General features: G+C 39.0%; 3 protein-coding genes. 1 reads left to right on the top strand and 2 read right to left on the bottom strand.

Annotated features, from left to right (window positions below; all coding sequences use genetic code 11):
• Nucleotides 1–129: 129 nt before the first annotated feature.
• Together ACFVSH_RS25225 and ACFVSH_RS25220 are read right to left on the bottom strand one after the other, a co-directional pair.
• Nucleotides 130–924 (bottom strand): hypothetical protein, encoded by a 795-nt coding sequence (locus ACFVSH_RS25225; protein ID WP_387708488.1) that lies wholly within the window; start codon nucleotides 922–924, stop codon nucleotides 130–132.
• Nucleotides 925–1154: 230 nt separating this feature from the next.
• Nucleotides 1155–1475, bottom strand: a complete 321-nt coding sequence (locus tag ACFVSH_RS25220; RefSeq protein ID WP_387604238.1) for a DUF4870 domain-containing protein — start codon at nucleotides 1473–1475, stop codon at nucleotides 1155–1157.
• A 225-nt stretch (nucleotides 1476–1700) separates the two neighbouring features.
• Here ACFVSH_RS25220 and ACFVSH_RS25215 point away from each other — a divergent pair, with 225 nt between their 5' ends.
• Nucleotides 1701–2480 (top strand): undecaprenyl-diphosphate phosphatase, encoded by a 780-nt coding sequence (locus ACFVSH_RS25215; RefSeq protein WP_283918380.1) that lies wholly within the window; start codon nucleotides 1701–1703, stop codon nucleotides 2478–2480.
• The last annotated feature ends 156 nt before the right edge of the window (nucleotides 2481–2636 follow it).

Here is a 2636-nt window from a genome sequence, read left to right as displayed (position 1 = left end):
CTGTTCATTAAAATCAAGAATCTCATTAAGTAAAGTCATATTTACCACCTTTTAATTGAGTATTTAATCTATGTATTCCACTTTGATTATATCAAATATTTAAAAGATTTGCTAAAGAAGTAATCCTAGTCAATTTGAACGATGATTTAGCGTGGCTGCACAGAACCCAAAGACGATGATTTTAGGAATTTCATCAACATTTGAAGAAAAAGAAAGGATGGGTGTATTTGTCTTGAATCGTTTCCCCCACTCCAAAGGCATCCAGCCCTCTTGATATGAAACGACTTTCCCCCCTTCTTTTGTGGCAATCTCGAATGAATTCACACTTCCCGGCGTTTCAATGGGCATCCATTCCGTACCATCTTCCTTATATATCATTCCATTAACCTTTACGAATGACCGATTTTCTTGATAAGATCCAATAATGCCGCCTTGATCATCCATGATCGTCATTTTATTGAAAAGTCCCCTTTTGATATGGTACTTAGCCAGCAAACGCCCCTCATGGTCCACCAGTTCATAACGCTTGGCCAAAAGCATCGACAAGAAATTGGGTATCATCCACATGAACCACTTCATATTCAAATCCCGTACCTCGCCCATTAGAGATCCATCAGGCGCAAATAGAAGCAGGCGCAATGTCGGTGCTGGCATAAAAGTCAATAAAACATGTTCATTTTTAAATAACCCAGCATGTGTCCCGATGTGATCATCAGGCAATTCCTTCATTCTATTTTCATATATACGATGACTGACAAATTGGGCAATGCTAAAGAAAATAAAAGGAGACGTTATCAATAATATATTGCCCGGAATCATTTTAAAAATATGGCAAATGAAAAATACAATGGCCAAAAGAAGTGATATCCAAGATGCATGAAGATTTGAATTGCTTGTTTTCTGATAATATTCACGTATATTCATATCCTGCTCTGCTCCTCACTCCTTACAAGAAAGATTGCCCCCTTGCACGAACATTGTTCTGCAGTACCACAAACCGCCCGGCAACCACTTCCTAAAAGTGCATTGAAGTAGTTATCATAATATTTTATTCGCTTTAATGTGATCTATTCCCTTTTTAATGTAGGTCAATTCCCAACTTTGTTCATATAAAAAAGGACTCCGAATTGAACGGAATCCTTTTTACATCATAACTATAAAATCCTGAAAATCAATGGGAACCGATAATCCGTTCCTTCATAAGCCCTAACGGCAGCGATGATGGTGAATACGACTAAAGCTATCCCGATAACCGGCAATAGCAAGAATCCAACCAATACTATAGTGAGTACCCCTGCAACTATTGAATATACGGTGTAGGAAATGAAAAAATTCAGGTATTCCCTTCCGTGATAATCCACAAATTGTGACGAGTCCTTCTTCAATAACCAAATCACTAAAGGACCGATAAATGCTGTAAAAAAGCTGATCACATAAATAAGGGCAGCAAACACTCTTTCATCTTTAGTAGGCATAGTGTCTTCTCCTCCTTTCTCATATGAATAATTACGAATCAAATGCAAAATAGTTTCATTTTTCCTCTCATTATATTCGAAAAAAGTAAATTTGGACTGCCTTTTCTTCATAAAACCCAAATGGCAATACATATGACAAAAAATCAGAATATGTTCATCCGTCTTGTGCATACAGTTTAAATAATGGATGTCCCATACCTTCTAGAATGGAGTGATGTTTTTTTGCTGAACGAATTTCAAGCCTTCATCCTTGGGATCATTCAAGGCTTGACTGAGTTTTTACCTATTTCAAGCACTGGACATTTATATTTAGGACGGCATATCTTCCATCTTGACGAGGCCGGCATTTTTCTGGATACCATGCTCCATATCGGTACCTTGCTAGCGTTATTGGTCGTCTATAAGAATGACATTATTGCCATTTTGAAAAAACCTTTCTCTAAAATGACCCTGCTTCTCATTGCCGGGACAATCCCTGCAGTGATTGCCGGCATTTTACTCGGAGATTGGTTCGATGGCCTTTCAAAAACAGGCGTGACCATAGGCTGGGAATTTTTAGCGACCGGACTGATTTTATGGGTAGCGGACGGAGTAAGAAAAGGCGGTAAATCCCTTAATGAAATTTCGATTAAAGATGCCTTGATCATCGGTACCTTCCAAGCTGCTGCCATCATGCCTGCCCTTTCGCGTTCCGGCCTGACGATAGCCGCTGGCCTATTCTGCCGGCTGGATAGGGCCACTGCAGCCTATTTTTCCTTTTTGCTATCAATTCCTGCCATTACCGGGGGCATTGTATTTCAGATGAAACCGATTTTTACAGGAGAAGTTGAACGTCTGCCACTCACTGCACTTTTCGTCGGAACCCTGGCAGCAGCAATCTTTGGTTATATAGCCGTAGTATGGATGATCGATTTCTTAAAAAAGCGATCACTGAAAATATTCTCCATTTATGTATGGGCCCTCGGCGCGATCATTTTATTCATGCAATTCACAGGTGAATTTTAAAGAAAAAAGCAGGCGAAAAAACCAGTTTTTCATGGAAAAATGCATACGTTTGCCTTTCAAAGTCACCCTTGTTGAAAAAGTTGAAATTTGACGAAAAAAAAAGGCAAAAAACCTATTCCCAAACCGTTTTTTTTTTTAGTATTATACCTTCGTAAG

Source organism: Peribacillus sp. NPDC058002 (genome assembly GCF_042886655.1).
Classification (GTDB): Bacteria; Bacillota; Bacilli; order Bacillales; family DSM-1321; genus Peribacillus; species Peribacillus aracenensis.
Note: the sequence above shows the minus strand (reverse complement) of the source record. Positions and strands in the feature narration are given on the sequence as shown.

What these genes read in the sequence shown, in the direction of transcription:
- ACFVSH_RS25225 (WP_387708488.1), bottom strand. Translation starts at nt 924, where the DNA reads ATGAATATACGTGAATATTATCAGAAAACAAGCAATTCAAATCTTCAT.
- ACFVSH_RS25220 (WP_387604238.1), bottom strand. Translation starts at nt 1,475, where the DNA reads ATGCCTACTAAAGATGAAAGAGTGTTTGCTGCCCTTATTTATGTGATC.